Annotated in this window: 24 protein-coding genes and 1 pseudogene; 16 read left to right on the top strand and 9 right to left on the bottom strand. The window is 28.6% G+C overall.

Going from position 1 to position 24,343, the window contains the following annotated elements:
- Positions 1–81: 81 nt before the first annotated feature.
- Both CLOBL_RS11075 and CLOBL_RS11070 read left to right on the top strand, forming a co-directional pair.
- Complete coding sequence (locus CLOBL_RS11075; RefSeq protein ID WP_179117735.1) at positions 82–1,110, top strand: DUF1835 domain-containing protein; 1,029 nt, start codon at positions 82–84, stop codon at positions 1,108–1,110.
- A gap of 146 nt (positions 1,111–1,256) precedes the next feature.
- Complete coding sequence (locus tag CLOBL_RS11070; RefSeq protein ID WP_077859087.1) at positions 1,257–1,796, top strand: hypothetical protein; 540 nt, start codon at positions 1,257–1,259, stop codon at positions 1,794–1,796.
- A gap of 183 nt (positions 1,797–1,979) precedes the next feature.
- On the opposite strand, the gene CLOBL_RS11065 is transcribed toward CLOBL_RS11070, so the two are convergent.
- Positions 1,980–2,450 carry a stage II sporulation protein P gene (locus CLOBL_RS11065; protein WP_278281332.1) on the bottom strand — a complete coding sequence of 157 codons (471 nt, stop codon included), beginning with the start codon at positions 2,448–2,450 and terminating at the stop codon, positions 1,980–1,982.
- Positions 2,451–2,632: 182 nt separating this feature from the next.
- On the opposite strand from CLOBL_RS11065, the gene CLOBL_RS11060 reads away from it, so the two are divergent.
- The 3 genes from CLOBL_RS11060 (at position 2,633) to CLOBL_RS11050 (ending at position 4,705) form a co-directional block, all read left to right on the top strand.
- On the top strand, positions 2,633–3,217 hold the full coding sequence (locus tag CLOBL_RS11060; RefSeq protein WP_077859086.1) for a phosphatase PAP2 family protein: 585 nt from the start codon (positions 2,633–2,635) through the stop codon (positions 3,215–3,217).
- A gap of 43 nt (positions 3,218–3,260) precedes the next feature.
- A complete protein-coding gene (locus CLOBL_RS11055; RefSeq protein ID WP_077859085.1) occupies positions 3,261–3,809 on the top strand; it encodes a metal-dependent hydrolase in 549 nt (182 codons plus the stop codon).
- A gap of 221 nt (positions 3,810–4,030) precedes the next feature.
- Entirely contained in the window at positions 4,031–4,705 is a 675-nt protein-coding gene (locus CLOBL_RS11050; RefSeq protein ID WP_077859084.1) for an HD domain-containing protein, read from the top strand.
- A 226-nt stretch (positions 4,706–4,931) separates the two neighbouring features.
- Here CLOBL_RS11050 and CLOBL_RS11045 read toward each other — a convergent pair whose 3' ends face one another.
- Positions 4,932–5,126, bottom strand: a complete 195-nt coding sequence (locus tag CLOBL_RS11045; RefSeq protein WP_009169944.1) for a hypothetical protein — start codon at positions 5,124–5,126, stop codon at positions 4,932–4,934.
- 25 nt (positions 5,127–5,151) lie between these two features.
- Positions 5,152–5,319, bottom strand: a complete 168-nt coding sequence (locus CLOBL_RS11040) for an aspartyl-phosphate phosphatase Spo0E family protein (protein ID WP_077859083.1) — start codon at positions 5,317–5,319, stop codon at positions 5,152–5,154.
- A gap of 1,152 nt (positions 5,320–6,471) precedes the next feature.
- Here CLOBL_RS11040 and CLOBL_RS11035 point away from each other — a divergent pair.
- Together CLOBL_RS11035 and CLOBL_RS27965 are read left to right on the top strand one after the other, a co-directional pair.
- The gene (locus tag CLOBL_RS11035) at positions 6,472–6,732 is read left to right on the top strand and encodes a TfoX/Sxy family protein (protein WP_077859082.1); all 261 of its coding nucleotides are present in this window, start codon (positions 6,472–6,474) and stop codon (positions 6,730–6,732) included.
- A gap of 118 nt (positions 6,733–6,850) precedes the next feature.
- Positions 6,851–6,997 (top strand): hypothetical protein, encoded by a 147-nt coding sequence (locus CLOBL_RS27965; RefSeq protein WP_009169947.1) that lies wholly within the window; start codon positions 6,851–6,853, stop codon positions 6,995–6,997.
- A gap of 282 nt (positions 6,998–7,279) precedes the next feature.
- On the opposite strand, the gene CLOBL_RS11030 is transcribed toward CLOBL_RS27965, so the two are convergent.
- Entirely contained in the window at positions 7,280–7,726 is a 447-nt protein-coding gene (locus CLOBL_RS11030; protein WP_077859081.1) for a PilZ domain-containing protein, read from the bottom strand.
- Between the two features lie 689 nt (positions 7,727–8,415).
- On the opposite strand from CLOBL_RS11030, the gene CLOBL_RS11025 reads away from it, so the two are divergent.
- The 4 genes from CLOBL_RS11025 to CLOBL_RS11010 all read left to right on the top strand — a co-directional run bounded on the left by CLOBL_RS11025 (position 8,416) and on the right by CLOBL_RS11010 (position 13,260).
- A complete protein-coding gene (locus CLOBL_RS11025; RefSeq protein WP_077859080.1) occupies positions 8,416–9,450 on the top strand; it encodes a GH25 family lysozyme in 1,035 nt (344 codons plus the stop codon).
- A gap of 618 nt (positions 9,451–10,068) precedes the next feature.
- Positions 10,069–10,791 carry a metallophosphoesterase family protein gene (locus tag CLOBL_RS11020; protein ID WP_077859079.1) on the top strand — a complete coding sequence of 241 codons (723 nt, stop codon included), beginning with the start codon at positions 10,069–10,071 and terminating at the stop codon, positions 10,789–10,791.
- A gap of 94 nt (positions 10,792–10,885) precedes the next feature.
- Positions 10,886–12,133 (top strand): Nramp family divalent metal transporter, encoded by a 1,248-nt coding sequence (locus CLOBL_RS11015; protein ID WP_077859078.1) that lies wholly within the window; start codon positions 10,886–10,888, stop codon positions 12,131–12,133.
- A 146-nt stretch (positions 12,134–12,279) separates the two neighbouring features.
- Positions 12,280–13,260 (top strand): D-isomer specific 2-hydroxyacid dehydrogenase family protein, encoded by a 981-nt coding sequence (locus CLOBL_RS11010; RefSeq protein ID WP_077859077.1) that lies wholly within the window; start codon positions 12,280–12,282, stop codon positions 13,258–13,260.
- A 149-nt stretch (positions 13,261–13,409) separates the two neighbouring features.
- Here CLOBL_RS11010 and CLOBL_RS11005 read toward each other — a convergent pair whose 3' ends face one another.
- The 4 genes from CLOBL_RS11005 to CLOBL_RS10990 form a co-directional block, all read right to left on the bottom strand.
- The gene (locus CLOBL_RS11005; protein WP_077859076.1) at positions 13,410–14,420 is read right to left on the bottom strand and encodes a hypothetical protein; all 1,011 of its coding nucleotides are present in this window, start codon (positions 14,418–14,420) and stop codon (positions 13,410–13,412) included.
- Between the two features lie 161 nt (positions 14,421–14,581).
- The gene (locus tag CLOBL_RS11000; protein ID WP_077859075.1) at positions 14,582–15,301 is read right to left on the bottom strand and encodes a DUF434 domain-containing protein; all 720 of its coding nucleotides are present in this window, start codon (positions 15,299–15,301) and stop codon (positions 14,582–14,584) included.
- 214 nt (positions 15,302–15,515) lie between these two features.
- Positions 15,516–17,189 carry a dihydroxy-acid dehydratase gene (gene ilvD, locus CLOBL_RS10995; protein ID WP_077859074.1) on the bottom strand — a complete coding sequence of 558 codons (1,674 nt, stop codon included), beginning with the start codon at positions 17,187–17,189 and terminating at the stop codon, positions 15,516–15,518.
- Between the two features lie 122 nt (positions 17,190–17,311).
- Complete coding sequence (locus CLOBL_RS10990; RefSeq protein WP_077859073.1) at positions 17,312–17,998, bottom strand: FadR/GntR family transcriptional regulator; 687 nt, start codon at positions 17,996–17,998, stop codon at positions 17,312–17,314.
- Between the two features lie 190 nt (positions 17,999–18,188).
- Here CLOBL_RS10990 and CLOBL_RS29150 point away from each other — a divergent pair, with 190 nt between their 5' ends.
- The 4 genes and pseudogenes from CLOBL_RS29150 to CLOBL_RS10975 all read left to right on the top strand — a co-directional run bounded on the left by CLOBL_RS29150 (position 18,189) and on the right by CLOBL_RS10975 (position 22,682).
- Positions 18,189–18,353: a DUF255 domain-containing protein gene (locus CLOBL_RS29150; protein ID WP_186005572.1), complete on the top strand. Its 165-nt coding sequence runs from the start codon at positions 18,189–18,191 to the stop codon at positions 18,351–18,353.
- 27 nt (positions 18,354–18,380) lie between these two features.
- A pseudogene (locus CLOBL_RS10985) lies at positions 18,381–20,249 on the top strand (thioredoxin domain-containing protein); the annotation flags it as partial.
- A 77-nt stretch (positions 20,250–20,326) separates the two neighbouring features.
- Positions 20,327–21,052 carry an ABC transporter ATP-binding protein gene (locus CLOBL_RS10980; protein WP_077859072.1) on the top strand — a complete coding sequence of 242 codons (726 nt, stop codon included), beginning with the start codon at positions 20,327–20,329 and terminating at the stop codon, positions 21,050–21,052.
- Positions 21,045–22,682 (top strand): hypothetical protein, encoded by a 1,638-nt coding sequence (locus CLOBL_RS10975; protein ID WP_077859071.1) that lies wholly within the window; start codon positions 21,045–21,047, stop codon positions 22,680–22,682. Before CLOBL_RS10980 ends, CLOBL_RS10975 begins: the two co-directional genes overlap by 8 nt.
- 64 nt (positions 22,683–22,746) lie before the next feature.
- On the opposite strand, the gene CLOBL_RS10970 is transcribed toward CLOBL_RS10975, so the two are convergent.
- The gene (locus tag CLOBL_RS10970; protein ID WP_077859070.1) at positions 22,747–23,799 is read right to left on the bottom strand and encodes a galactose ABC transporter substrate-binding protein; all 1,053 of its coding nucleotides are present in this window, start codon (positions 23,797–23,799) and stop codon (positions 22,747–22,749) included.
- 181 nt (positions 23,800–23,980) lie between these two features.
- On the opposite strand from CLOBL_RS10970, the gene CLOBL_RS10965 reads away from it, so the two are divergent.
- Entirely contained in the window at positions 23,981–24,259 is a 279-nt protein-coding gene (locus CLOBL_RS10965; protein WP_077859069.1) for a hypothetical protein, read from the top strand.
- Positions 24,260–24,343: the final 84 nt, after the last annotated feature.

Raw genomic sequence — 24,343 nt, 5'->3', positions numbered from 1 at the left:
TTTTTCATAATAAATTAGTTAGGAAATATATAAATGGTGCTTCTAAAATTACTGTATTTTATTTCTAATAAGGAGGTTGTTATGGGTAAAACAGTTCATATTGTATATTCTCAAAGTGCAGAAGGTAGTTTTAAACAAGCTATTAAGAAAGAGGTTATTCGAGTAGATAAACTTATAGCTCTTTATGATAATATTTCAAATGGAGAAATAAAGAATTTGAAAGACATAAAGAGTAGGCAAAGTTGGTGGAAAGAGCTTAATGGAGAAGAAGATTATCTTTACTATGAAACAAATGAACTTGAAGATAATTGGAAAAAATTCTATGACGATATTTCGGAAATAAATGAATGTGATACTGTTTATCTTTGGTATGGGAATTGTAATAGAGAAATTTGTGGCATGATGTATACTCTTTATTTACTAAAAGACAAAAAAATGAATATTCATGTTGTTAATGTCTCATATATGATTACAGAAAATAGTAATGGAATAATTGTTATTGTAAGCTCAGCATCAGAAATTATCTATAACAAATTAGATGAATATTTAAAGTTAGCAAAACAAATTGAAAGCAATGAATATAAGAAATTGCTAAATCAATGGGATAAACTGACTAAAGAAAACTCATTATTACGTAGTTATAAAAATGGAGAAATGTTTAGTGTAAGTGAAAGGTATTTTGACAAGGATATATTAAAATATACAGACAGGGAATATAAGAAAGCACCAAGAATTGTAGGAAATGTACTTGGAAGTACTGAGCCGAAAATTACAGATGATTATGTATTTTGGAGAATTAAAGAACTTACTAAATTAGGGCAAATAAGCTTTAAGGGTAATTTCGGAATTATGAGGGAAATGGAGCTTTGTATAACTGATACGGGAATAGAGTATTTAAATAGTTTTTCAGAAGCTATGGAGTTTTGGAATGATAGAAGAAATGCTGAGACAAAAAAAATAGAATTCATTAATGAAATTAAAGAACAAGGAAGGTTAGAAGAAAGAATAAAAATAGCTAAGAATTTGTTAAGTATACTGGATGTAGAAACGGTTGCTGATAAAACTGGATTGACAATTGGACAGGTTATGAGTTTAGAAATAGATAAGTAAAATAAAGGAATTATTATGCACTATTAATTAGATATACTGTTACATTATGTTGTAATTAGGGCGGGATTAGCTTAATAAATTCAGACTTTTAAACATTTGATTTATCTCAAAAATCAATTATAAAAAAATAGTGAGAAGGGTGTTTTATGAGTTTCATGCACTATATTTCAGCAAATAAAGAACTGCCTTTAGGAGTAAGAGGAAAGAAAGAACCAAAGCAAATAGGTATGACTTTAGAGGAATTAAAGAAAACAAAAGCATGTATGCCAATTGAAACTTTAATTGAAAAGGGAATTTTGATTCCTGAAAAAGTTAAAGTTTATGATTCTTTAGATGATTTAGGAATTATAAAAATTAGTAACATTTACGATAGGAACGAAGTAGTTAAGAAACATTTTAAAAATAAGTTCGTGTATAAATTTTATGGGAGTTTCAATTTAAGCGAGAGATTAAAAAATCATTCTATTGAAGCTTATAATAGTAATAAAAAATGTTTAGAAGAGCTTTTTAAATATATAGAAGAAAATATAAGTGACGGGGAAGAATTTGAAATCTATACTTGTTGGGCTGATGAAGAAGGGGGGGAGCGTAATAAGAAGTTGGATAAAGTGATTTATTTAAAAAGCTTTGTGATTCCAGAATCCTTTGATTTTCAAGAAAGAGAATATATAGTAATAAAAGGTTGATTTTGATGATTGTTTCTGCTTCACTAATTGAAGAAATAAGAAAAGACAAATAGTTTAGTCAAATTGCTTTTTCGTAAATTACATTATTATGAACTACATATTAAGATAATATATAAAAAATTAAGTAGTTCTAATTAACGGCTTACCATTTCTCGTTATATGGTAAGCCTATTTATTGAGTGATTATTGCTTCTGAGTATTCTTTAAAGCTGAAACAAGTAAATTTACACAAGTTTCTATATCACTGTCATTGGACATTTCATTACCAATTTCAATAAGTAATGAATTTTTAGATAAATCTTGATTAAAGCATAATTGTCCACGATGATAAGAAAGTATTTCTGATTTAATTTCATTTGAATTATTAATATTTTGTGATAGATCTTCAGCAAATTTTTTATTTTCTTTATAAAAGGGACTATTTTCTGCAAGAACAAGTAGTATTTTTCTTTTATCGGATTTGGAATCATCTGACATATATCGATGTATGTCTAAGAGAATTGAGCTTGAATAATTTTTTACATCAGCTGTTATTAAATCACGCGAATTCTTATATGAATCGCCATAGTTTTCAGGTACAGTACATTTGATAAAATTGCTTTTAAGACCCTCATTAACAAGTTTATTATTAATTGAAGCACCTACATCGGTTATATTTATACCTGAGATGGTTTTTATATTTGATAATTTTGGCGATAAAACTAAATTTTTAATGCAGTTTTAATAATAAAGGTTTATAATGTACTAAATATAAGAACTGTGGTAAAGATAGAGTATTATTATGGATAATTTGATTAGCTTAAATATAATAATTACTATGAAAAAGAGGTGTAGGTATGTATTTAAATATTTTAAAAAAGATAAATATTTTTGATAATTATGTTTTATTCATAATCAAAAAATATATGCAGAATAAATATTTAGATAGATTAATGCCAATAGTAACAAGTATGGGCAACTTAGGTGCGATATGGATTCTAATAGCTGTCATTTTGATATTAGATAAACCATACAGATTAATCGGAAATATAGTTATATTAACACTTATTATAAGTACTATTGTTGGAGAAGGAATAGTAAAACATATAGTGAGGCGAATAAGGCCATATAACGGCAGAAATAATAGTAATATCTTGATTTCAAAGCCAACTACATACTCTTTTCCATCTGGGCATACTTTATCTTCATTTGCAGTTGCAGAAATACTTTCTATGTATTTAAATAAATATACAATTATATTTATTGTAATAGCATTTTTAATAGCTATTTCAAGAATTTATTTGTATGTACACTATCCAACAGATGTTATAGCAGGGTTTATAATTGGTATATTGTGTTCTAAGATGATTTTTATAATTTTACATGAAAGGCATATAGCAAATATTATTTTACTTTATCAAAATATATTTATCTTTTATTAATAGTGTTAAGATAGAGACAATTTATAGGTAGGAGAAATTAAGAATGATTTTTTTTGGACATTTAGGAATAACTACAGGAGTAATTAAAATTTATGAAAAAATAGCTCATAAAGATATAGATATAGATATAGATAGTGAAGTATCAATTGATTATAGAGTTGTTCTGGTAGGATCAATATTGCCTGACATAATAGACAAACCTATTGGTGCTTACATATTTCGCAATACTTTTCATAACAGCCGTATATTTGCACATACATTACTATTTTCGGTTTTGATAATGTTAATAGGTTTATACATATTATATAAGCATAAAAAAAGTAATATTCTGTTACTTGGAACTTGCACATCTATACATTTAATATTAGATAGTATGTGGCTATATCCTGAAATACTTTTTTGGCCATATTTTGGATGGAGATTTCCTGTAAGACCCGAAGGCAATTGGGTGCAAAGCGATATTATTAGACTTGCTACAGACCCGAGCTATTATCTATCTGAATTAATAGGATTTATGATTATTGCATATTATTTTGTAAGATTAATAAAAAATAGGCAAATTAACACATTCTTAAAGAATGGTAAGCTATAAATTTAAATTCTATAAATGTTTAAAGAATATAAAGTAGTTTTAGAATATCTGCATTTTTACCTATATTAAAGTATTTATCAAGTTTAGAATTTCAGTCTAAAGTAAATTTTGTTGTGAGTGAAAATGGTTTGGGAAAATTATATAGAATTTAACAACTTGACAGCAGAACACGCGTTTGATACCATATATTTGTGGTGATTACATATATTGGAGGTTAGAACGTGAATATAGAAGAGACGTATAAAAAGATAGTGGAGATTGTTAAGGATAAACTAACATGTTCAGCACATAATTTAGATCATGTATTTAGAGTTTATAATCTTTGCTTATTACTTGCAAAGTACGAGGAAAATGTTGATTTAGAAATACTTATTCCAGCAGCATTATTACATGATATTGCAAGAGTGGAAGAAAGCAGCGATAAAACAGGAGAAATTGATCATGCGGTTTTGGGGAGTGTATTTGCAGAAAATATATTAAGAAAATTAGAATATGAAGAAGAGAAAATAGAGAAGATAAAGCACTGTATCACATCACATAGATTTAGAACAGGGAATGAGCCTAATACAATAGAAGCAAAAATACTGTTTGATTCAGATAAACTTGATGTTATAGGTGCAAGTGGAATTGCTCGTACTTTTATGTTAGCAGGACAATTTGGACAAAGACTAACGGTAGATGAACAGTTAAATAATTATATGAAATCTAATACAGTAGAAAATGGAAGGCTGAAGGATGTTTCAAAGCATACACCTTTTATTGAGTATGAAGTAAAGTTTAAAAAAATTCCAGATAGATTATATACAAAGAAGGCAAGAGAAATAGGGAAAGAAAGACTAGGGTTTATGAATGAATATTTTAATAGGTTAAAGTTAGAAATAAAGGGGATTAAATAAAATTATTTAATAAAATACCAAATGATTTAACTTATCCATTAATTCAACCATTTTTACATAAGAAAGTATTAGAAGTTTTAAACAAGATATAGACTAATTACAGATTAGTAATTTAAATAATCTGTTGGCACTTTTATAATATATTATTAAATTAGATTTGATGAGGTAAGCATATATGGAGAATTTAAGTATAAAAAATGACTTTACCTCTATAAAATCAGAAAAATTAATTGTAGATGTAGTTTCTTTTATTGCTAAGTAAATTTGAATCAACTACTTTTGTAGATTGATAGAAGGATACATAGTCATTAGTTTCATTGAATACTTTATATCCAGCACTTTTTAATAGTTCAACTTCTCTTTTAAAATCTTCAATTGAAGTATCTTCGCGACGTATTTCGATTGACTCTCTAATTACCATTCAAACCTCACCTTTATCTAAAATATTATTGATTATTTTTATTGAGTTGCTTTTTGTATTCAGCAACGATTAATTTATCTAATTCTTGACTTAATTTTAAAATATAATCGCTACTTAAATCTTCATTATTTACTATTGCTGCATGTAACATATCCCTCAACATATCTATATCATACGGTATTATATCATGCATTATTTTAACTCAACCTCCTTTCATGCTTAAAAACTATTCGTACCTATATTAAATATTTTGATATCTATAGATATTATTAGAGAAACAAAAAAATGTAATATGCATATTTGTTAATTATGAAATATGTACATACAAAGGCATCATTTCTTTTGCATTTCAGTTAGTTGGGTTTAATTTATAATATAATTTTCTAATCAGTTTGCATAATAGCATCCATAAGATAAATACAAGTAGTCACTTATACCTCAATATAGCATATAAATTATAGCAGGATAAAGATTTAACTGTAATATCATAATAATACTATATTCTTAATTTAAATGCTTACTATAAAACTAATTATATAGATATTTTCATTGTCTTACAAATTTAACAAGCGTAAATGAATTCATTAGAATTAACTTACGCTTGTTTTTGATATTTACAATATTTTAATTTCTTCCTTGATTGTTAAGATAGTGAGACACTTACATCTAGATGAATTATATTATTTTTGAATTCATTAGATAGTATGTGGCTTTTGCTATTATTAGTATTAATGGCCTTTATCTAAGCAAATGTAATATTTGATATTAAAATCATTTATGAAATTGTTTATAATATTAGTTCTTTATAAGAGTTAATTTTTTTAAACGTAAAAAAATCGACAATATTTCACTTACTTTTGTAATGTGATGGCGAAAATTGCGATAAAAAAAGTGTTTTTTGAAAAAGATTTAATACGTTTAATATTTAACTAGTTACATTGTTTGATCTATTTCTTTCATTTTTATTAATGTAGATTGTATGTATTTAAATGAAGCAACTTATTTATTTACTATTATAACATAGTAATAGAATATAAGATGAAAAAAGTATTTTTAAATTTCATTATTATTACATATTTATGTTTTATGCCTTGAATTTTATAAATTCATTATTTTACTAAAGATTAAGTTTTAATGTTGTAGATAAAGGGAATATTAGCACTAAGAAATTTTTTATACCAAATTTAAGTAAAAAAAGCTATAATTAGTATATAAAAAAGGTTTGTCTTTACAAGCATTCCTAATATAGGTACTGATGTAAGTTGAGATGGATAAAAAATTATAACAGTAAAGTAGATTATTACAAGCAGAATATATTAAAAAATAATTAGAAAGGAAGTTTATTATGGGAGAATTATCAAAGCTGCCTAATATTGGAAAGGAAGTTGAAAGCCAATTAAATAAAGTAGGTATATATAATTATGATGAATTAAAGAAAATTGGTGCTGAGCAGGCGTGGCTTAGAATACAAGAAATTGATGCTTCCGCGTGTATTCATAGATTGTTGGCATTTGAAGGCGCAATTAACGGCGTTAAAAAGACAGCGCTTCCACAGGAACGTAAGGTAGAATTGAAAGATTTTTATAATAATCATAAAATAAAATAGTAAGTTAAAAGGGCGCTTAAATCTAAATTTGAAAAAATAGTTTATTTTATATAAAAAAGTTAAAAATATCTATAAAGTATACGATAATAAGAGTAAACGTTGTGAAAGGGGTAAAACAATGAGTAAAGTAACAAGAGATACTATTATTGAAGCAATTAAAGAACTTTCGGAAGAGCAGCAAGAGGTTATATTATATTTAGTAGATATATTTGAAGGAGAAGAAGAAACAATTCTTGAATATTGTAAAAAAGAGTTAGTTAATTAATAATTTATGTTAATTGATATAGATTATTGTATAGTAAAGAATAATATGTTAATATTAAATTGGACGTAATACTGTAATTGATATTCTCAAGTCCAAATTGAAATATCTATATTCTAAAAATGAGGGAAATGGGTAGTTTAGATATTATCTACATTTCCCTCGTTTTTATCTAAAAAAAGTGTTGTAGAATAAATTAAAGCATTATCTGGATATTATTCACCAGTATGCCTGTAAAAGTTTTCAAATCCTATATCTAAAACAAAAACATTTTGTTAAATATCATTATAAAGAAATATTAGGACAGGTTTTAAAATCGCAAAAGCTACAGCCATGATGCTGAGATTTACGTTTTATAATTAAGGCTAGGTCATTAAATACAGTAAAGTAACCAGGAATATCATTGTTATCCATTTGAAAGTGTACTCCATAAGCAATTTCATCATTTTCCTTTTCACTTTTCCAAACTATAGAACCTCTAAAATTATAGCGTTTATGCAAGAGTCTAAGTTTAAATTCATAAATTATGTTATCGCCTATTGGAAGCTTCAATTTTGATGAAAATCTTAGGCCGCCTATACCAATATCATTAACACATATACTGGTAGCGTGAGTTTTTACTGATTTACCATTTAACTGCACAATTGACGTCTCAGTACAGATTGGTTTTTTTAGATATACGCGGAAAAACTTTCTTTTATTAATAAACTCAATTTCTTCTCTTGTATCCATTTGGTTCCATCCTTCCTAAAATAAAACATATTGCTAATTTTACCATAAAAAACATATAATGAAAATAAATATCGTCATGAAAAATGTTAAATATAAGTGGAAAAATTATAAAAATAAAATTGTATTTGTTATTAGATAGGGATAAATAATAATGATTTTATTATTTTATAAGAATTATTATAAAAGACGTTTGTAAAAACCATGTTGTAATATTATAAAGTTTACTTAAAATTTAGAAATGCAATTAAAAAATAGAAAAATATCAATATCAGAAGTTATGATTATGTACGATTAGAGATGAGGTATTTGGATAAATCATATTTATTAAGTGATTTTGGGTAAATAAAAAGAATGACTTATTTAGGGGAATAAGTCATTCTTTTTATTTATTATTTGATAAGGGTAAATAATAATGCTTTAATTACTTTACAAGAACTATTATAAATAACAAATGTAACAATAATGTTGCAAATTTATAAACTTTATATAAACAATGTATAAAATTTATATAAAAGGATTTCATAGAGTGTGATACTATACAAATGCAAATTTAAGTTATTACAATCAAAATTAGTTTAGGTACATTTTTATAATTCATTTCATATTATGTATCATAAAAAGAATGAGGTAAGTAAATATATTGAAGAGTGGCTCGTATGGTTGCTCTTTAAAAATATAGAGGTGGAACTATGGTATATGTAAAAGGAACAGACATTTCGAATAATAATGGAAGTATTGATTTTAATAAAGTCGCATTAGATGGTGTTAAATATATATATATGAAAGCAACGGAGGGAGCAACCTTTAAAGATAGTATTATGGAGACATTTTACACTGAAGGAAAGAAGAATAGTTTGAAGGTTGGAGCTTATCATTTTTTAACTGGAACAAGCACACCAGAAGATCAGGCGGAAAATTTTTATGAGAAGATAAATGGACATGATTGGGATTTAATTCCTATGCTTGATGTTGAGACTAACTTCAATGGTGTATCTAGTTACGTTGAAAGATTTATTAGTGAATTTAATAAATTAAGTTCATTAACATTAGGAGTATATAGTTATACTAATTTTATAGAAAACATTAAAGATATTGAAAGTGTTATTAAAAATATGCCTTTTTGGGAAGCAAATTATAATAATGATCCATGGAATTTACCAGATAATTTTTTTGTCAGCAGAGTAGGCCATCAGTATACTGATTCAGGCAATGTAACTGGAATAAGCGGAAAATGCGATATGGATTCATTTACAGACGGGGTATTATTAGATAATGCAGTAAAACCAGGCGGATGGATTTTGCAAAATAGTAAGTGGTGGTACAAGCATAATGATGGAAGCTATACAAAAAATGGATGGGAAAAAATAAATGGTAAGTGGTATTTGTTTGATAGTCAAGGATGGATGCTATATGATTGGAAAAATCCAAATGGGAACTGGTATTATTTGGGACGATTAGATGATGGTGCTATGAAATCAGGTTGGGTGCTACAAAATAATAAATGGTACTATCTTGGTGACTCGAATGATGGTGCTATGAAAATTGGATGGCAGAAAATAGATAATAAATGGTATTATTTTAATTCAAGTGGACAAATGCAAACTGGCTGGATAAGTTATAAAGGAAAAGATTATTGTATGTATTCAGATGGCAGTATGATAAGTAACTGTGACTTGTATGGTTATCACTTTGATGAAAATGGTGTAGCGACTAAAATAAAGTAGAATTTAAAAATATTTGATTTAAATGTATATATTTTTATTTTGTAAAAACAGAAAAAATGGCTTATTGGAGTAAAATAAGCCATTTAAAGTTATTGTAAATATTTTTATGGAGTAAATAATAATGTTTCAATATCTTTTCAAATATTATTATAGCTTTAAATTGTGTCAACACTATGACAATTACAAATTATGTTCGAAATACATAATAGAAAATAAAATTTATATACAAGAATTGTAATAAATATGGCGCAATTTGAAAAAATGTGGTATGATAATTTTAGACATAATATTAGAAGAATATCGATTGACTGACAGACTTTTAATATTTTCCCTAAGAAGGCAGCTGAGAAAAATCTCTACTGCCTTTTTTATTTGAATTGATTATTGTATAGTTACATAAAATAAATTGTGATTAAAATAAATGGAAAAAATATAATATATTACGTAATATTACACCCTAAGTTATTTTATTATAGTTTAAGGTGTTTTTTTACTGTTATAATGTAATGAATTTAATAAGAATAGATTTTTTATAAACATATCCCCTATGGTATAATATTAATAATTTGGTGTAAATATGAAAAATAGAAAGAGGATTAAGAAATAAAGGGGGATATTATGAAAATTGCAGTTTTATCAGATATACACGGAAATGGCGTTGCTTTAAATTGTGTTATAGATGACATGAAAAAACAGAATATAAATAAAGCAATTATACTTGGAGACCTTGTGATGAAGGGGCCAATGCCTAGTGAGGTCATGAAAGAATTGAAGAAGCTTGATATTTTAGCTTGGATTAAAGGTAATACTGATGAATGGTTCAAAGAGATAAATGAAGCTTTTAAACCTATAACTCATAGAGAAAAGGAACTATATGAATATTATAAATATGCAGAGACAAAATTGACTGAAGAAGACATAGAATTTATTAATAGGATGCCGGTAAGATATTCTCTAATTATTAATGGCTTGAAGATACTATGTGTTCATGGTACTCCGCAATCTATAGTTGAAGCAATTGATGGTAGTGTGCCTATAGAAGAAATTAAGGAGATAATTAAAGATGTTAAAGAAGATGTTGTATTATGTGGACACTCTCATTGCTCATTTATAGGCGAAGTGGAAGGAAAAAAGATTTTTAATGTAGGAAGTATAGGCATTCCACTTGATAAAGATAACAGAGCATCTTATGGAATATTAGATTTTTCTAATGAAGATGTGAAACTAATAAATAGAAGAGTAAACTACTCAATTGATGAAGTCATAGCAATAGCTAAGAAAAATAAATTTCCTTATTTACGTCAGTATGAAAATATGTTAAGAAGTGCAGCAATTGATTAAATATCAAGTAATTAGTAGTAATTCATATAAATAAGTTGTTTACTGTTGATAATGATTATCATATAATAGAGTCAAGAAGGGAGTGATTTCATTTATGAGAAGAAGGGTCAAAGATAAATTTAATAATAAGTTAATCAATAAAGATTTTTTAAAGTATATAGGACCAGGAATATTGGTTACAGTAGGATTTATTGATCCTGGAAATTGGGTATCCAATATTGCTGCTGGATCAAGCTATGGATATAATTTGCTTTGGATTGTAACTTTGTCAACAATTATGCTTATAATATTACAGCATAATGCAGCTCATTTAGGAATAGTAACAGGGCTTTGTATTTCTGAAGCAATTAATGTCAATATAAACAAAACTTTTGGAAGAATAATTACAATAACAGCAATTCTAGCGGCCATAAGTACTGCAATGGCAGAAATTCTAGGCTCAGCTATAGCACTAAGAATGTTATTTAATATCCCTTTAAAACTAGGAGCTTCAATTTCAACATTAGTAATAATAATAATGTTATTTTCAAATTCATATAAAAAGATAGAAAAAGTGATTATAGGCTTTGTATCAATAATAGGTATATCATTTATTTTTGAAACTTTTTTAGTAAATATAAATTGGGGAGAGGCGGTAAAAAGTACCTTTATACCAAACATTCCTTCGAATTCATTGCCAGTTATAATGAGTGTTTTAGGTGCAGTTGTAATGCCTCATAATTTATTTTTGCATTCTGAAGTAATTCAAAGCAGGAAATGGAACTTAAAGGAGAAATCTATATTAGAACGCCAATTAAAATATGAATTTATGGATACTATGTTATCTATGATAATTGGATTTATCATAAATAGTGCTATGATCTTAGTAGCAGTAACTTTTTATAAAAATAATATAGCAGTAAATGAACTTGAGCAGGCACAGATTATGTTAAAACCATTACTAGGAAACATGGCTTCACTCATTTTTTCAATAGCATTACTGTTTGCAGGCTTGGCTTCTTGTGTTACTGCAGGAATGGCAGGAGGATCAATTTTTGCTGGATTATTTGGAGAAGAATATAATATAAATAATAAGAATAGTAAAATAGGAGTATTAATAACTATATTAGCAGCTTTGATAATAATATTTTTTATTAGCGATCCATTTCAAGGGCTTTTGTACTCTCAAATGCTGCTAAGCATACAGTTACCAATAACTATTTTCACACAAATATATTTAACTTCATCAAAAAAAGTAATGGGACAATATAAAAATACAACTATAGAATCCATTACATTATGGATTATTGGCGGAATAGTTACAGCCTTTAATATAATGTTACTAATAAATTCACTAATATGAATGAAAATGCAAAGGGAGTCTTAACTGGCTCCTTTTAATATTAATTTAAATATTCAAATTCCATTGTGAAAAATATGGTAAAATGAATATAAATAAAGTTTAATCTTAAGTATTTCTTTGAGAATATGTGAAAGGAATTGATGTAAATGAGAATTTTAGCATATAGTCATAGGTCAGATGAAACAGAGTTTTTTAAAGATTTCAGCAATAAATATAATGTTGAGGTTGTGCTGACTGAAAGTGAACCAACTATGGAAACTGCAGAACTTGCAAAAGGATTTGACTGCATCAGCATTATTACAACTATAATAGATTCAGAATTAATTGAAAAATTTCATGGGCTTGGAGTTAAATTTATTTCTACAAGAACTATTGGATATGATCACATAGATTTGAAAAAAGCTAAGGAGCTTGGAATTCATGTGGGAAACGCAACATATTCACCTAATAGTGTTGCAGATTATACTATTATGTTTATGCTCATGGCAATTAGAAAAGCCAGACTTATTATGGAAAAGAGCAGTGTTCAGGATTATTCTTTAAAAGGCGTTCAGGGAAAAGAATTACCTAATTTAACAATAGGAGTATTAGGTACAGGAAGGATTGGACGTACAGTGATTAAGCATTTGAGTGGGTTTGAGTGTAAAATATTAGCTTATGATATATATGAAAATGAAGAAGTAAAAGCCTATGCAGAATATGTGGATCTAAATACAATACTAAAAAATAGTGATATTATTACATTGCATATGCCTGCCACAGAAAATAATTACCATATGATTAATAAAGAGTCCATTAAGCTTATGAAGAAGCAGGTTTATATTATAAACACTGCAAGGGGAAGCTTAATTAATACTGATGATTTGATTGAAGCAATTGAAAATAAAAAAATAGGTGGTGCAGCTTTAGATGTAATAGAGCATGAAGCTAATTTATATTATAATAATTTAAATGGTGAAGTACTAGAAAACAGGGATTTAGCGATACTTAAATCTTTTCCAAATGTAATTGTAACACCACATACAGCTTTTTATACAGATCAAGCAGTAAGCGATATGGTTGAAAACTCAATAAAGAGCTGCATTTTATTTATGGAGAATAAGGAAAATCCATGGGAAGTGGTTTAAATGGAAAAAGAATAGAATTATATTAGGAATTTTGTTTGTGAATAAAAGCTTTCTAATTTATATGAAAAATCCCATGTGATTAAATTAAAATCTAGCATGGGATTTTTGTTATTCATGTTATAAAATAATAAATCTAAATATTAAAGTAATTAAGCATTATAAAAATATGGCCGCCAATTGGTATATATTTTCTCGCTTCTGATAGAGTATTGAATATCGTTATAATCTTCAAGTGATGAAACTTTATCATTAAAAGAGTCGGAAAAAGCTCTAAGGGCTTCAGGAATTAATTGTAGTGATGAAGTATAAACTTCTAATGGATTGGAAGAAACATCTTCAATACTTCTTGTGGCTGAAATTGCATTTAATGCATCAATGCTTGCTTCATTAGCAAATTCATTTATTTTATTTTTTGAATCTTCAGTGTAACTGCTTGGATAGCTTACTTCTAAAGTGATTCTATAACTTATATCTCTAGTTTTAATATATGAAGCATTATTTTTAATATCTGTATCATTCAAATAGTTAGTATTATTTTCTATAAAATCCTCTTTGGTTTGAGGCATATCTATAGATGTAAGAGTTCTTGAAAATATATCTCTTGATCCATTTTGATAGTATTCTTTTGAAAGATTAAATGATTCAGCGTTTTTTTGATTTAAGTTTACGCAGTTTTCACAAGTATCTTCAGGTGTAGATCTATAGCATACAAAAGAATCAATTCTTCTTAAATCTACTCCAAAATAAACCCAAGATCTGCGAAACCATCTAAATCCAGATACTGTACGCCGGTCAACATTTAATAAGAAAGCCCAATAGTTTCTGCCGCTTACTTCCCAAATATAAGTGTATTTGTATAGGCAAAATTTTATTGAATTTGCACTGACAGAAAAAGTTTCAGCGCCTCCACTGGAAGCCATTTTTTGAACACCAGATTCGTTTTTTTTAGGTATATAATTAGGTGGCGGTGATTTAGGCATTCCTGGAGGATCAAAAGTCCCACCTGGGAAATTAAAATTTGGCGAATAATCAGGATTAGATCCGGTATGGAAGTTGCCGCCTCCGGGAAAAGGTGCTCTTTGCATTTGGTTATCTGTACAGAATTCAAAGTTTTGAAAATTCATATTATCATCATAAGTAAAATCATTATCAATGAACATTCAAATTTTACTCCTTAAGAATTAGTTATATATAATATATTCCTAAGCTTTTAATGTTGTTAATATCTATTATTAATAAGACAGTTTTATAGGAATTTAAATTAAAATCATAATGTTTTTAAGCACGGAGGTTAGTAGAATTAAGTTATTTTGTTCGGGGATTACGTGTAGGAAATCTGAAAATCTATATAATGGGTATGAGGCAAATTTTTATTTATAATTTTATATGCAAGATTAATCCAGCTGCTGCAGTCGTTTAGGATGATTCCATCACTAGTTATAACATGATCGAGTTTGCTTAAAATGACATCTGCATTTGGTACTAAAAGAACATCAACATCAAAATCATATGTATCTAAAAGCTCTAATATTCGTAATTTTAATCTTCCTGCATTAGATACAGGGGAATCCAAATAAAAGACTGCTTTCTTAATTTTCATTTCACTAAGTTTTGAGCCAATTAATTCTATTGCAATGTCTGTTTTATCAATTAATTTATATGTTCCCCGAAGCCCGGCTAAATCACGTAAAGTTCCATCCATACATTTAAGCAGAGTGGAATTTGACAGAGCTACCTCCAGTGTAATAATTATGTTTAACCCATCAATATGAACTGTGCTGCCATCATAGCCATCTATTAGTTCATGCTTCTTACGCCTGTTAACATCTTCATTTGATGATATAACTCTCTTTAATGCCAATCTTTGTCTTGCTGAAAGTAAAAAATGGTTTCCTATAAATTCAACAGTTTTATTAAGCTTGTAGCCATGATTTAATAGGTAGCAGATGTCAACTTGAGCTTGTTTTAATAACATTATATTCTTATTGGTGAATTCAATTTCATCTGAATGGACATAACCTCTTTTTACTATTTGTGCCATTAGAAAACCCTCCTAAAAAATAAGTTCTAGAAATATTTATCTAAGAAAATATCTAAAGATATATATAGTTTTTACAAAAATTATCTTAGTGATTCATATGACAATAGCTAAAAATAAAAAACTAGAAAGTTATATTAAAACAAATAACTTTCTAGTATAAGCCTCTTTATTATTTTTAGTAAATTCACATTTTGTAAATAATAGAAGTGATTACTTAATTGAATCTTGGGATATCTAAGATAGCTCCTTTATTACCTGATGTTACTAGAGCAGCATATCTTGCTAAGTAACCTGTTGTAATTTTAGGCTGTCTTGGTTTCCAATTTGCTCTTCTTTTTGCTAATTCTTCATCGCTAACTACAAAATTTATTGCATTAGCATTTATATCTATTTGAATAATATCACCATCTTCAACTAATGCAATATTACCACCTACAGCAGCCTCAGGAGAAACGTGACCAATTGAAGCACCTCTGCTTGCGCCGCTAAAGCGTCCATCAGTTATAAGGGCAACAGTACTTCCGAGACCTCTTCCCATAATTGCAGATGTTGGATTAAGCATTTCTCTCATACCAGGGCCGCCTTTTGGACCTTCATATCTTATAACGACAACATCTCCATCAACAATTTTACCAGAGTTTATTGCATCAAGTGCATCTTCTTCACAATCAAATACTTTTGCAGGACCTTCATGCTTTAACATTTCAGGTACAACTGCAGAACGTTTTACTACACAAGAATCTGGAGCAAGATTACCTTTAAGAACGGCTATTCCACCTGTTGTACTGTATGGATTTTCAGCTGGTCTTATAACTTCAGGATTTTTGTTTATGCAACCTTTTATATTTTCAGCAATAGTTTGTCCTGTGCATGTTATTAAGTCGGTTTTTAATAAACCTAATTTACTTATTTCGTTCATAACTGCATAAATTCCACCAGCTGCATTTAAATCTTCAATATAAGTATGTCCAGCAGGAGCAAGATGACAAAGGTTTGGGGTTTTTGCACTGATTTCATTTGCTATATCAACATTTAAATCGAAACCAACTTCATGTGCAATTGCAGGTAAATGCAGCATACTATTTGTACTGCATCCAAGAGCCATGTCCATAGTTAGGGCATTTATAAATGCATCTTTTGTCATGATATCTCTTGGTCTTATGTTCTTTTCAAGTAATTCCATGATCTTCATACCAGCATGTTTAGCAAGTTTAATTCTGTCAGAATAGACTGCAGGGATAGTTCCGTTTCCTTGAAGTCCCATTCCAAGAACTTCTGTTAAGCAATTCATACTATTTGCTGTATACATTCCAGAGCAAGAACCGCAAGTAGGGCATACGTTGTTTTCGTATTCCTCTAATTTTTCTTCTGTAATTTTTCCAGCATTATAAGCACCAACAGCTTCAAACATGCTGGAAAGACTTGTCTTACATCCGTCGACTTTTCCTGCAAGCATAGGCCCGCCACTTACAAAGATAGTAGGGACGTTAACTCTTGCAGCTGCCATTAAAAGCCCAGGGACATTTTTATCGCAATTAGGAACCATTACTAATGCATCAAAAGCATGAGCCATTGCCATTGCTTCTGTAGAATCTGCAATCAGGTCTCTTGTTACTAATGAATATTTCATACCTTCATGTCCCATTGCAATTCCATCACATACAGCAATTGCTGGGAATACTATAGGAGTACCGCCAGCCATTGATACACCCATCTTAACAGCTTCAACTATTTTATCTAAATTCATATGACCTGGTACGATATCATTTTGTGAACTTACGATACCAACTAAAGGTCTTTCTATTTCTTCTTTTGTTAAACCTAATGCACTTAACAATGAACGTTGTGGTGCACTTTTAGATCCTTTTTTTATTACATCACTTTTCATGGTGTTGCCCCCTTTAAATAAAAAATAGAGTTGTATATTTTTATTATACGTTGTACGATGTCTATTGTCAATGAAGCAATTAAGTTTATATAAAAAATAAGCACTGTAAACAGTACTTATCTTTACTCACTATAGATACCTAAACCTCTCATAGCGCGAATAATATGGAGTTTCATTGCAGTTTTTGCGCCTTCAGCATCACGATTTTTTAAAAATTCCATTATTGTATGATGGTCATTAAAAGTATCCTCAATTATTGATTTATTAGCATCAGATAAAATAACTCCTTTATCTATAGCTTTATAGAGTATAGGCATTAACTTATTCATAAACTCATTATGAGTTGCTTTTGCAATAGATTTATGAAAAGCTTGTTCAACCTCAGTACGGTCTTCATTATTTAGTATTTTCTCTTCTTCTAAATGTCCATAATAGAGTATTCTTTCAAGCTCTTTGTCTGTGGCACGTTTAGCAGCGTAATATGCAGTTTGAGGTTCAAAAATTAATCTCATTTCGTACAGATCTCTTATATTTAATTTTACAGTTGAAAGATCTTCTAATCCAAAGTTTTCATTGAGGTCCTGATTAGCTGTTACAAAAGTACCTTTTCCTCGTCTAATTTCAAGAACTTTGTGAGCAACCAAAATTCGGATAGCTTCACGCAATGTGGTTCTGCTTATTTGTAGTTCCGAGGAAAGTTCATTTTCATTTGGTAGTTTGTCGTTAGCAGTAAATCTTTTATCTATAGTAATCATGGCAAGAATATCATCAGCAATACTTTCAGCTAAGCTTTTCTCTTTCTTAGGCATAAGTTAACCTCCTTTAGGTAATATTTATATGATATCGCAAAAGAGACCACTTTTCAAGAGAGATGTCTGATGTCTGCATATTGTAATGTTCTAGTTCGAAAAGAAAAAAATAACTAGAATAATTTACAAGTATATATTCTTTTATGAGCGGTAAACTATTTATAAATTAATTATGAAAGAAGGTGGTAGTATGACTAACTTAATTGAGACACCCAATAGATTAATAAACGAGAAATCTCCTTATTTATTACAACATGCTTATAATCCAATTAATTGGTTTGGCTGGGGTAGTGAAGCTTTTGAATTAGCTAAAAAGGAAGATAAGCCTATATTTTTATCTATTGGGTATTCATAATGTTGGTTAAAGAAATCGACTTGTCATTGGTGCCATGTTATGGCTCATGAATCTTTTGAAGATGAAGATGTTGCAAAACTTATGAATGAGAATTTTATAGCAATTAAAGTAGATAGAGAAGAACGACCAGATGTGGACAGTGTCTATATGACTGTCTGCCAAGCTCTCACTGGCCAAGGAGGTTGGCCTCTTACGATAATAATGACTCCAGATCAAAAACCATTTTATGCAGGAACTTATTTCCCTAAAAATTCTAAATATAATATGCCAGGGCTTATGGATGTTTTGAATTCCGTAATAAAGCAATGGAAGGAAAATAAGAATAAAATTGTATTATCTAGCAAAGGAATTTTATCTGAATTAACTAAATACTTTGAAGGTGAAACTAGTTTGAAAAAATTAACTTCTAAAACTTTAGAAAATGGATATAATCAACTTCTATACGCATTTGACAATACCTATGGTGGATTTGGAAGTGCACCTAAATTTCCAACGCCACATAAAATAATGTTTTTGCTTAGATATTATGAAAAACATAAAGATACAAAAGCACTAGAAATGGCTGAAAAGACTCTTGATTGTATGTACAAAGGCGGAATATTTGATCATGTAGGTTTTGGATTTTCTAGATATTCTACTGACAGTAAGTGGCTGGTTCCACATTTTGAAAAAATGCTTTATGATAATGCACTATTGATTATAACATATCTTGAAGGATATGAAGTTACTAAAAATGATTTATATAAGGATATAGCAATAAAAACATTAGAATATGTATTTAGAGAACTTAGGAGCGATAATGGCGGATTTTATTGTGCAGAAGATGCAGATAGTGAAGGGGAAGAGGGAAAGTATTATGTATTTAATCCGTCAGAGATAATACGAATTTTGGATGAAAAGGATGGAATGTATTTTAATAAATATTTTAATATAACTCCTAAAGGAAATTTTGAAGGAAAAAGCATTCCAAATCTTATAAAAAATAAGAACTATTATAAAACCGATGATAAAATAAATAATTTAAGCGAACAAGTTCTTGAATATAGAAGCCAGAGGATGAAATTACATAAGGATGATAAAATCTTAACTTCTTGGAATGGTCTAATGATAGCAGCACTTGGAAAAGCTTATAAAGTTCTTGAAGACATAAGATATTTGGAATATGCTAAGAAGGCCGTAAATTTCATTTATGATAATTTAATTAATAAAGATGGCAGATTATTTGCAAGATACAGAGATGAAGAATCGCGTAATAAAGCCTATTTAGATGATTATGCTTTTTTATGTTTTGGTCTCATTGGACTTTATGAGAGCAGCTTTGATGTTATGTTTTTAAAGAAAGCTATTGATCTAAACAAAAATATGATTGAATTATTTTGGGATGATAAAAAATATGGATTTTTTCTATATGGCGAAGATAGTGAAAGGCTAATAGCTAGGCCTAAAGAACTTTTTGATGGAGCAGTACCGGCTGGAAATTCTGTTGCAGCATATAATTTAATAAAGCTTGCAAGGATAACAGGTGATACATATTTAGAAGAAATGGCTGAAAAACAATTTGATTTTATCTGTGGATCTATCCTTAATGAAGAAATAAATCATTCATTTTTCTTAATAGCGGCTTCATTTGCATTAGATGAAGGTAAAGAATTAATTTGTATGGTAAAAGATAAAGCTGATGAGGAACAAATTAAAAATGTGCTAAGTGAAATACCAGCTTTTAATTTAACTATTAGCATTATTAGCGATGAAAATGAGGAAGAGATAAAAAAAATAATTCCTTTTATAAATGATTACAAATATATAAATGATAAATCTACTTATTATCTATGCAAGGGGAAGTCTTGTTTATCTCCAGTTAATAATATTAATGAACTAATAACATTATTAAAATGAAGAATTTACTAGAGTATTTAGGTTGTCATATAGTCTGATTTAGGTATAATAATCCTAAAAGGAGGAGGCTTTAATATATGATAACAATTGATAATGTAACAAAGAGTTATAATGGGACTTATAAAGCTGTAGACAATTTGAACCTAAAAATAGAAAATGGAGAGATTTTTGGATTACTTGGACCAAATGGTGCGGGCAAAACCACAACTATTAAAATGATAACAGGAATAATATCGTCAACTAATGGAAACATAAAAATTAATGGTATTGATATTAATAAGGATCCTATTAAGGCAAAGAAACAGTTTGGCTATGTGCCGGATAGTCCAGACATGTTTTTAAGATTAACAGGTATAGAATATTTGAATTTTATGGCAGATATTTATGGTGTTTCTAAAGGCGATAGAATGGAACGAATAGAGGAAATGACTCAAAGATTTGAAATGGAATCGGCTATAGGAGATAAAATACTATCATATTCCCATGGGATGAGACAAAAAATAGTTTTAATAGGAGTTATGATACATAAACCTAAAGTATGGATTTTAGATGAGCCAATGACGGGGTTAGATCCAAAGTCATCATTTACATTGAAAGAAATGATGAGGGAACATGCAGATGCAGGCAATACTGTAGTTTTTTCTACTCATGTACTAGAAGTGGCAGAAAAAGTATGTGATAAGGTGGCTATAATTAATAAGGGACATTTAATTTTTAATGGGACCTTAGATGACATGCATAATAGATTTAAAGAAAATGAATCTTTGGAAGAAATGTTTTTGGAGATGACTGAAAATGAATAGGCTTAAAATAGTAACAAAGTATTTTGTGAAAAATGCCATTAGAGAAATGCTTGGAAGCAGTAAACGGAAACCAGCTTCTTTGGTAGCATTAATGATTTTTGTAATTAGTATGGTATCTATGCCCTTTACAATAATGGTGAAAGCAGGATATGAAGGGTTTCATGCAGCAGGGCAAGAAGGGATGCTATTGTCAATTATAATATCTGCTGGAGCGGCCATCTCATTTTTTTTAGGTATATATACAATAATGAATGTGTTCTATTTTTCAGATGATATAGAGGTGCTTTTACCGCTTCCTATAAAAAGTAGTGAATTGGTTATTGGGAAATTTTTGGCGATTTTAGTTAATATGTATATATATGCTGCTATGCTAGTATTACCATTAATAACTTATGGAATTGTTTCGAAGGCAGGTCTAATTTATTATTTATATCTTATTCTTGTACTACTAATAATACCTATTTTTCCAATGGTGTTAGCTTCAATTATATGTATGATACTTATGAGATTTACTAATCTATCAAAACATAAAGATGCCTTTAGAATGGTTACAGGATGCATAGCCTTGGTTCTAATTGTTGTATTTAATTATCTGAATTCTAGCTCCCGGGGAGGCATGACTCAAGAACAAGCACTTTTAAAATTTGCACAAGGCAATAATAGTATGATGAATACAGTATCAGATGTTTTTGCAATAAATAAATTTTCATTATATGGATTATTATATAACAATGAAATTAGAGGATTATTATATATACTTTTAGCATTAGTTTTGAATATTGGAATATTTATCATATATTCATATATTGGAGGAAAGCTGTATCTTAAAGGAATAATAGGAATTTCAGAGTCATATAGCAAAAGAGAAAATATCTTAGCAAATGGCAAAGTAGATAAAATCATAAAGGTGAATTCACCATTAAAAGCCTTGATAATGAGAGATATCAAGATTATGTTTAGGACACCAACATATTTTATTAACTGTATAGCTATGATATTTTATATGCCGGCAATACTTGGAGTCGCAATGTTATCGCATGGAAATATAGTGTATGTAAGAAGCTTTTTGGCTAATAGGAATGATAGCCTTTATGGATTTGTAATAGTTGGTGCATTTATACTAGCAGCTATGTCTATAATGACAGGAGGTGCAAGCGCAACGGCTCTCTCTAGAGAAGGTAGAGATTTTATGGTATCTAAGCATATACCTGTATCTTATAAAATTCAATTATATTCAAAGATTGCATCATCTTTATGCATAAATGGAATTGGAGTTATAATTGTTGCAGTAGCCCTAATACTAATAGAAGCAAGTCCAATATTGTTTGTTTTTGGAATAATAGTAGCTATAGGAGCTATAATAGTAATATCTTTATTAGGATTATTCATAGATTTTAAATCACCCAGACTAGAGTGGGAAAGTGAGAAAGCGATGTTTAAGAAAAATTATATTCCATTCTTAATTATTCTAATTATATTGGTTCTATCAGCTATTCTCATAAGTTTAAATATAGTTGTGAAAAACTATATCATAACATTTTGCGTTTGCATAGTTATGGTATTTATAGGAAGCTACATTTTGTATAAACTATTGGTTAAAGTTGCTTATAAAGTGTATAGCGAAGATTAATAATGAATCTAAGCAGGCACCTCATTTTCTATATACAAAAATGAGGTGCATAATTTTATGCAATTTATTTTGTATATTCCTTGTAAGTTAAATGGACTGTAAACCCTGTATCGTCAAATTTATATTGTGTATTTTCAAGAGGAGACTTACCAAGAGCTAAATTCATTCCTATAGAGTAAAGGGCTTCAGCAAGGTCGTGCGGTTCAACGACAACAGTACCTTCCATAAATCCTTGTTGAATAAGTTTTTTAGCTGCTGGCATACCATCTATTCCTACAACAGGAATTAGCTCATTTTTATTGCCTTTATTATATCCATATTTTTGTAAAGCTTTAATGGCGCCGACTGCCATGGCATCGTTGTTTGAAATTATAGCTTCGATTTTATTGCTATATTTAAGAAAGAGAGATTCAATAGAATTCTCGGCACAATCTTCAAGCCATTCGCAGTAAGGAGCAGCAAGTTCCTCAGTTCTTATTCCAGCATCGTTAAGAGTTAAGATTGAATACTTTGTCCTTAAATATGTTAATGGGCTTCCAATTCTACCCTTTAACATAATATATTGCAATACATTATCATGATTTTTATCTATAGATTCTTTATGAGAATTCCATTCATCGACAAGGAGTTTGCCTTCCATGATACCTGATTGCTCAAAATCAGCACCAATAATTACAAAGCGTTTATAAGGTCTAACAAAATCTATTATTTCTTTGGCCGGATCAGGATTTAAAATTAATGGGATATTTTTAGCAATGACTTTACTTAAAGTACTTTTTACATCATTTAAATTTGGAGTTATTATGCTTATAATAAAAAGATCGAAATTATCATTAAGGGCGTTCTCAATACTCTGATTTTGTACACTTTGATTATCGCTTGCATTAAAGAAGGTAAACTTTACTTTATCTTCATTTTCCCTTTGAATTTGTTCTAAATTCTGCTTAAGGAGAGAAATATACATGGCATTAGAATTGTCAAAAAAGACAGCTATTTTAATAGGAAGCTTCTTATTTTGATTCTGAGCAGCATACACATTTTTTTCTGATAGATTTATTGCTGAAATTATTATAATTGGAATCATAACAAATATTAATAAATTTTCTGATATTTTCATTAGTAATCCTCCATGTTTTACGTTAAATATAAGTACTATTATTAGAGTGCGTTTAATTAAAAAAAATATTCTAATGAGGAATATATATAAAGATTATAAATATTTTAATACAATATGGTAAATAATTGTATTAAAATATAATAAGAAGAATGTAGTTATTAAAAAAGTGGAGATGAGCTATATGGAAGATGTTATTAAAGAAAAAATAAAAACATATTGTGAAAAAGTTAATATGAAGATGAGTGACTTTTCAATAAAAACTATCAAAGATGGATATTTAGCAACGGATGGATACACTTCAATTATGTTTGATAAGGATGGAAAAGCTTCATCTCTGCCTATGCATGAGTTATATGGAAAAAGGACTTCACAGCTAATAGGAAAGGGATATGCTCTTTTTGTGTGTATTATTATTTTAGCACTATTAATATCAACAGCATTTGGTGCACTTGTTAAATAATTCTATTAATATTTAATAAGCATTTTAAGTATATATGTTGCAATTAGCTTTCTACATTTTATATTCTGGTATTTATTTAGCTTA

It is taken from the genome of Clostridium sp. BL-8 (assembly GCF_002006495.1).
Taxonomy (GTDB): domain Bacteria; phylum Bacillota; class Clostridia; order Clostridiales; family Clostridiaceae; genus Clostridium.
This window is presented reverse-complemented; position numbering and strand designations above follow the sequence as displayed.

Bases quoted from the DNA above. Each gene is read 5' to 3' on its own strand.
- CLOBL_RS11075 (WP_179117735.1), top strand. From the start codon at position 82: ATGGGTAAAACAGTTCATATTGTATATTCTCAAAGTGCAGAAGGTAGT.
- CLOBL_RS11070 (WP_077859087.1), top strand. From the start codon at position 1,257: ATGAGTTTCATGCACTATATTTCAGCAAATAAAGAACTGCCTTTAGGA.
- CLOBL_RS11060 (WP_077859086.1), top strand. From the start codon at position 2,633: ATGTATTTAAATATTTTAAAAAAGATAAATATTTTTGATAATTATGTT.
- CLOBL_RS11055 (WP_077859085.1), top strand. From the start codon at position 3,261: ATGATTTTTTTTGGACATTTAGGAATAACTACAGGAGTAATTAAAATT.
- CLOBL_RS11045 (WP_009169944.1), bottom strand. From the start codon at position 5,126: ATGGTAATTAGAGAGTCAATCGAAATACGTCGCGAAGATACTTCAATT.
- CLOBL_RS11040 (WP_077859083.1), bottom strand. From the start codon at position 5,319: ATGCATGATATAATACCGTATGATATAGATATGTTGAGGGATATGTTA.
- CLOBL_RS11035 (WP_077859082.1), top strand. From the start codon at position 6,472: ATGGGAGAATTATCAAAGCTGCCTAATATTGGAAAGGAAGTTGAAAGC.
- CLOBL_RS27965 (WP_009169947.1), top strand. From the start codon at position 6,851: ATGAGTAAAGTAACAAGAGATACTATTATTGAAGCAATTAAAGAACTT.
- CLOBL_RS11030 (WP_077859081.1), bottom strand. From the start codon at position 7,726: ATGGATACAAGAGAAGAAATTGAGTTTATTAATAAAAGAAAGTTTTTC.
- CLOBL_RS11025 (WP_077859080.1), top strand. From the start codon at position 8,416: ATGGTATATGTAAAAGGAACAGACATTTCGAATAATAATGGAAGTATT.
- CLOBL_RS11020 (WP_077859079.1), top strand. From the start codon at position 10,069: ATGAAAATTGCAGTTTTATCAGATATACACGGAAATGGCGTTGCTTTA.
- CLOBL_RS11015 (WP_077859078.1), top strand. From the start codon at position 10,886: ATGAGAAGAAGGGTCAAAGATAAATTTAATAATAAGTTAATCAATAAA.
- CLOBL_RS11010 (WP_077859077.1), top strand. From the start codon at position 12,280: ATGAGAATTTTAGCATATAGTCATAGGTCAGATGAAACAGAGTTTTTT.
- CLOBL_RS11005 (WP_077859076.1), bottom strand. From the start codon at position 14,420: ATGTTCATTGATAATGATTTTACTTATGATGATAATATGAATTTTCAA.
- CLOBL_RS11000 (WP_077859075.1), bottom strand. From the start codon at position 15,301: ATGGCACAAATAGTAAAAAGAGGTTATGTCCATTCAGATGAAATTGAA.
- ilvD (WP_077859074.1), bottom strand. From the start codon at position 17,189: ATGAAAAGTGATGTAATAAAAAAAGGATCTAAAAGTGCACCACAACGT.
- CLOBL_RS10990 (WP_077859073.1), bottom strand. From the start codon at position 17,998: ATGCCTAAGAAAGAGAAAAGCTTAGCTGAAAGTATTGCTGATGATATT.
- CLOBL_RS29150 (WP_186005572.1), top strand. From the start codon at position 18,189: ATGACTAACTTAATTGAGACACCCAATAGATTAATAAACGAGAAATCT.
- CLOBL_RS10980 (WP_077859072.1), top strand. From the start codon at position 20,327: ATGATAACAATTGATAATGTAACAAAGAGTTATAATGGGACTTATAAA.
- CLOBL_RS10975 (WP_077859071.1), top strand. From the start codon at position 21,045: ATGAATAGGCTTAAAATAGTAACAAAGTATTTTGTGAAAAATGCCATT.
- CLOBL_RS10970 (WP_077859070.1), bottom strand. From the start codon at position 23,799: ATGAAAATATCAGAAAATTTATTAATATTTGTTATGATTCCAATTATA.
- CLOBL_RS10965 (WP_077859069.1), top strand. From the start codon at position 23,981: ATGGAAGATGTTATTAAAGAAAAAATAAAAACATATTGTGAAAAAGTT.